The sequence below is a fragment of the Sporomusa acidovorans genome (genome assembly GCF_900101845.1).
Taxonomy (GTDB): Bacteria; Bacillota; Negativicutes; order Sporomusales; family Sporomusaceae; genus Sporomusa; species Sporomusa acidovorans.
The window spans coordinates 1-5,369 of the sequence record NZ_FNAM01000098.1 but is presented as its reverse complement, the minus strand read 5'-3'; the positions used below and the strand labels follow the sequence as shown (position 1 = coordinate 5,369).

Sequence of the window (5,369 nt, the reverse complement as noted above, 5' to 3'; positions counted from 1 at the left end):
GTATTACGCCAGGATTGGTTCGAAACATGAAGAAATCCATTAACAGTAAGCTTATCGCTCTTCTTTTCCAGCTTGTCCACACGGACGCCCAGGTTAGTTAGCTCATCTTTAAATTCCACTGACAATTTATTAATCAGCGCTTTATTTTCAGCGTCAGCCTTGGCTGAATGGGATATCGCCTTGCCGACAATTACCGCCATTTCATAACGCGTCAAGGTCTTATCGCCTTGAAATGTTCCATTGCCGTAGCCGTCGATAACGCCGGCCTTAGCCAGTTGGTTAACCGCAGCGTACGCCCAGTGATTAACCGGTACGTCATCAAAGGGATTATTTGCCGCTAAAGCTACACAAGAAATACAAAAAACAGCAAATACAACCAAAATAAGTACATTCTTTTTCATTTTTCTCCCCCTCTTCCCAAGTTTTGAAACTGCTGGTTGTAAAATACAAATTTTTACTGTTGGCAATCCCCCCGCTCCCACTCTGTAATATCAAATTACACAATATTTAGTTAATAACGTCTAGACATAATTAATAAAAAAAACCGGTTTTTATTAGCTTTTATCTTTTATCAGCTTACAAGTTCTGTTTCATTGTTTTCCAGCTTGCCCCATCGTTCCGAGCTTAACAAGATTTTCAGCCATATGTGAAACTTGGGCTAAGGCTGCCCGTAATTCACTAATCCCTGTAGCTTGCGCATCACAATATGCGCCCATCTCTTCAATTGATTTAACGAGTTCTGCTACAGAATGATGTACGTTATTAATTTTTGTTTCTATATTTATCACGGAGTTTTTCGTATTTTCGGCTAGTTTTCTCACTTCTGTAGCCACTACATTAAAACCCCGCCCTAATTCCCCCACACGCGCCGACTCAATCGCAGCATTTATACCCAAAATATTGGTCGAAGCGGAAATGTTTTTTATTTCGTTTGTTATACTGCCAACAGCCGTAGTGTCGTTTTTGACCTGACCTGTTTCCTCATTCATCTTCCGGGACATATCGGCAAGCTGTTGACCGCTAAGAGCAAGACTTTCCGTCGAAGCAGAAAGCTCCTCGACAGCAGCAAGAATTTCTTGTCCGGAATTGAGCAATTCATCATATTTTTCCGTTGACCGTACGACACCCAAATAGGCAATTACCTGCTTGTCATCATCGTCAAAAATAGGTATAGCGGTAGAGATATTTGATACCAAAGACCCGAATGAACCTTTAGAAAGTCTCACAGCCATGGGCTGTCCGGCAAGTAATGATTTATAAGTTTTGGTCTCCCTAAAACTTTCAGGGAGTTGAGTGACTGAGTTTTCAAAGGAAGGGTGCTCAACTTTGTCAAGCACTACCAATGTCTCTAGGTCAACTAAAAGAATACTTACTGGTTCCTCAAACATAGACGGCAAAAGTGGCAAAACAGACTTAAAACTTTCCAACTTAATACAACTCATAGATTTCTCCAATCACCAACAGTCTTACATTTTGTTCAAGAGCAACAAGCGCACCAACCGCTAAAAGTAGCGGATATATATGCATATATTGTAAGGCAGTCCTATAAGCCCGACAGTAAGTGCGTTGTATATTACCCAAAAATTCAGACTTTATTTTTATGTGACATACCAATAGTAAAGCGCGTCTCTCCTTTTTTCTATGATTTATTGCTCTAGTAATAGGATAATACGAAACATTAAAGACGTAAAATTCAAAAAACTGTTTAAATTAATACCAAAAATAGATGGATTGCATCTTCGTCTTTCCTATCAAATTATTTAATGCTAATGTACGACTACCGTAAGCCCCATCTCTGTTAGCAACTGCTTTAAATTTTTGATTTTTTCTTCTGATGGCGGTTTGGCTTCTAGCACTTTACCCTCTTGCTGCAATCTTTCATACTTCACAACCCCTAAATTGTGATACGGGAGTAATTGGATTACCGTTACAGCCTCTCCGAGTTGTTTACAGAATTCCCCTGTTTCAGCAAAATTTTTCTTTGAATCATTAAAATTGGGGATAACCGGAATCCGGATCTGCATTTTACCACCATACTCGGCAATTTTCCCAGCATTGTCCAAAATTCGTTCGTTAGGTACACCGATTACTTTTTGATGCATTTCACTATTCATATGCTTCAAATCATACAAAAACAAATCTGTATAGGGAAGTACGGCTTCCATATATTTAAAATCCGCATACCCGGTTGTATCAAGGGCGGTGTTAATCCCCATAAATTTACAGGATTTTAGAACTTGCAAAGTAAATTCAGGTTGCGCTAATGCTTCTCCGCCAGAAATAGTAACCCCACCGCCCGACATGTTATAAAATGGAATGTCCTGTCGGATTCGCTCAATAACTTCATCAACCGTATAATCTTTCCCACAGATATACAGTGCTTCCGCAGAACACGCCTTAGCACAATCGCCACAATTATTACAAAGCGAACGATCTACCTTGACTAATTGAATTTCTTCTTGCTTGGCATCGGCATAGGTATTTGTACCAGGAGTTATTGCTCCCCTGGTACAAACACCTAAACACACTCCACATTTAGCTACACCAACGCACCGCATTGCCATCCAACTTAGCTGATTGTAAAATTGTTGCGATTCCGGACTGTGACACCATGGGCACCGTAAAGGACATCCCTTCAAAAAGATTGTTGTCCGAATACCTGGTCCATCTTGCACGGAAAACCCTTGAATATCATAGATTTTGCCGGTAAGCGGTCTTTTTTTTTCGTTATTATTCATATTATTACAACGCAAGTTCAGTTCTTTGAATGACGTCATCTTGCAAACCTTTATATAGCTCGACAAAATAAGCGCTAAATCCGGCTATACGAACCACAAGGTCCTTATAATTCTCAGGATTTTTCTGGGCTTCCCGCAGCGTGTCCGCACTCATAATATTAAACTGCATTTCCATACCGCCCATAGCAAAATATGTTTCATCAATGCTTCAAATTTTTGAACACCCTGTGCTCCTTCCAGTGATTTGGGATGGAATCTCATGTTTAACAACGTTCCGTTGCCGACCTTTTGCTGATGAATTTTCGCCAATGATTTCAAAACTGCCGTAGGCCCTTTCTTATCCATTCCCTGCATCGGTGAAATACCATCGGCTAATGGTTCATGCGCCATCCGGCCATCTGGAGTTGCAGCGGTCATCTTACCGTAAAGAACGTGCATGGCTACCGGATACAAACCCGCCCGGTAAGTTCCGCGAGGCCCTGTGCAAGAATTAACCTTGTCGCAGAAAATCCCCATCGCCCAAGAAGCCAGTTCGTCGACATAAGGGTTATCATTGCCGAAGCGCGGCACTTCATTTAATACGGTTTGTCGCAGCGGTTCCCGGCCCTGCCAGTTATTCATAAATGCATCATAGAACTCTTTCGCCGTCAGTTTCTTTTTGTCATAAATAAGATATTTGATTGCCGACAAACTATCAGCTATGTTGCCGCAGCCAATACCGCCAAAGCCTGTCGAATTATATTTTGCACCGCCCCACATAACATCAAGGCCTTTTTCCATGCAACCGTCCATTGTTGCCGAAACAATCGGCAAAGGCATGTATTCGGCAGCAACATATTCAAGTAGATTGGTCAAGCTAACTTGCCAATCAATAAAGTAATCAAATTGCTTTTTTAAAGCTTCTTTCACTTCATCAAATGTCTTCATATTATAAAGATATCCTGTAGCAAGGCCGGCCTGTTGCCGTGGTTTTCCATCCGGACCAGGCAGCGGGTTAACGCCGTTATTAACAGCCAGCAGCAGTGCGTTCGCCATATTATAGAAAGATTCGCGCCCGGGGCCGCCGCATGCCGGCCATTCATCGCCGGTACCAGCCGGTTCCACACAGCCAATTAAGCAATAATTTCTCGCACTTTCCAGTGACATCCCCTTGTCAACAAGAGCCGGAATAATAACATCGTCATTTTCAAATGTCGGCACTCCACCGCAAATCTTTGTTGTATTAATTGCGGCTTCCCACAATTGAGCCGGCGTACCTTTATGAATTCTAAGAGCCAGCGGCGGGTCGTGAAGAACTAATCGACTGGAAGCTTGCAGCATCATATAGGATACTGAATTTGTCGCATCTTTGCCGTCTTTGGTAACTCCGCCAAGAGTCATAATCTGGCCGCTTGTATAGCCGCCGATTGCATAAGAAACGCCTTCTACGGTAACTTTATTCATTTCAGCTATTTTCAGGAAAAACTGATCTAGTATTTCCTGACCGGCCGCTGGCGTAATCTTGCCGTCAGTCAGATCCTTTTCGTAGAAACTGCCCAAATACTGGTCGACCCGCCCTAACGTAAGCCCGTGTAAATTGCCATCCAAGGCTAAGGCAATCTGATACAGGAACAAACATTGTACCGCCTCATGGAAAGAACGGCACGGATTTTCCACAATCCAATCCAAGCTATCCGCCATTTTGAGCAGTTCTGTTTTTCGTTCATGATTTTCTGCTTTTTCAGCTAGTCTTCTGCACTCGCCTGCATACCGTTTAGCGAATATCATCATGCCATCACAAACAATAGCAATTGCTTTGTAAAATAAATATTTTTTAGCGTCGTCACTCTTAAATTTGCCTTCAAGCGCATTCATTTTTTGTTGTGCTTCTTTTTTTATTGCTGCAAAGCCAACTCGGATTGCTTTATCATAATTAGTGCAAAAATGACCAACAGGCGTCAGACAGTTCCCCTCAATACCAAAACTGATTACACCATTACCTAATAGTTTGCCCATCCCATCTGGAATCGCAGCATCCATACGAGCGCTGAGACTTCGTGGCCGCCAGAATTCTTCTGTACTTAAGATGTAGTCCATTGCTTCCTGCTCAATATCATAAGGATCTAAATTTCGCTTTAAGAATTTTCCTGATTTAATCTCATCGAACAGCCAATTAATTGAATACTCGGGAAACAGGGCTGATCCGTGATACATAGAGGTCAGACTGCCAACCACAATTTCATCATCATTAATTACTACCGGCATCTTCTCACATAAATTTTTGAAATTTTCAGCTCTTAAAAGAATGCCCGTTATATTGGGGTGGGATTTATAAAAATTCGTTACAATTTTTAATCGTTCGATGCACACTTTGGGCTTTGTTCCCCGGTATTTGTTTCTAATCCGGGAAACCCTCTCGCAAACGGGCGCTAAAGTATACATAATTTTTCCCCCTTCTGTTACCTATGTGGTTTTATATGATTTAGTTGCGCAATCCCAACAAATGTAGTTTTTAGCTTCTTCATATTTTTAAAAGAAGAAATCTAATTCTGCCTTGACTGTGTTAATTGAGCCCTTAGTACCATCAGCCGGTTTTACCCAGTCGCACCAGGCGAAAATGGCCACGTTTTTGTCAATAGCGATATTAGTGAA

3 protein-coding genes and 1 pseudogene are annotated in these 5,369 nt (G+C 41.7%); all 4 read right to left on the bottom strand.

Annotated elements, in window-relative coordinates; all coding sequences use genetic code 11:
- A partial coding sequence (locus BLR65_RS28435; protein ID WP_143122699.1) for an S-layer homology domain-containing protein occupies window positions 1-401 on the bottom strand: 401 nt, incomplete at its 3' end.
- Window positions 402-590: 189 nt separating this feature from the next.
- Entirely contained in the window at window positions 591-1,442 is an 852-nt protein-coding gene (locus tag BLR65_RS31575) for a methyl-accepting chemotaxis protein (RefSeq protein WP_093798161.1), read from the bottom strand.
- Between the two features lie 324 nt (window positions 1,443-1,766).
- The gene (locus BLR65_RS28420) at window positions 1,767-2,738 is read right to left on the bottom strand and encodes a glycyl-radical enzyme activating protein (RefSeq protein ID WP_169716822.1); all 972 of its coding nucleotides are present in this window, start codon (window positions 2,736-2,738) and stop codon (window positions 1,767-1,769) included.
- Between the two features lie 4 nt (window positions 2,739-2,742).
- A pseudogene (locus tag BLR65_RS28410) lies at window positions 2,743-5,159 on the bottom strand (glycyl radical protein).
- Between the last annotated feature and the right edge of the window lie 210 nt (window positions 5,160-5,369).

What these genes read in the sequence shown, in the direction of transcription:
- BLR65_RS28420 (WP_169716822.1), bottom strand. Translation starts at nt 2,738, where the DNA reads ATGAATAATAACGAAAAAAAAAGACCGCTTACCGGCAAAATCTATGAT.
- BLR65_RS31575 (WP_093798161.1), bottom strand. Translation starts at nt 1,442, where the DNA reads ATGAGTTGTATTAAGTTGGAAAGTTTTAAGTCTGTTTTGCCACTTTTG.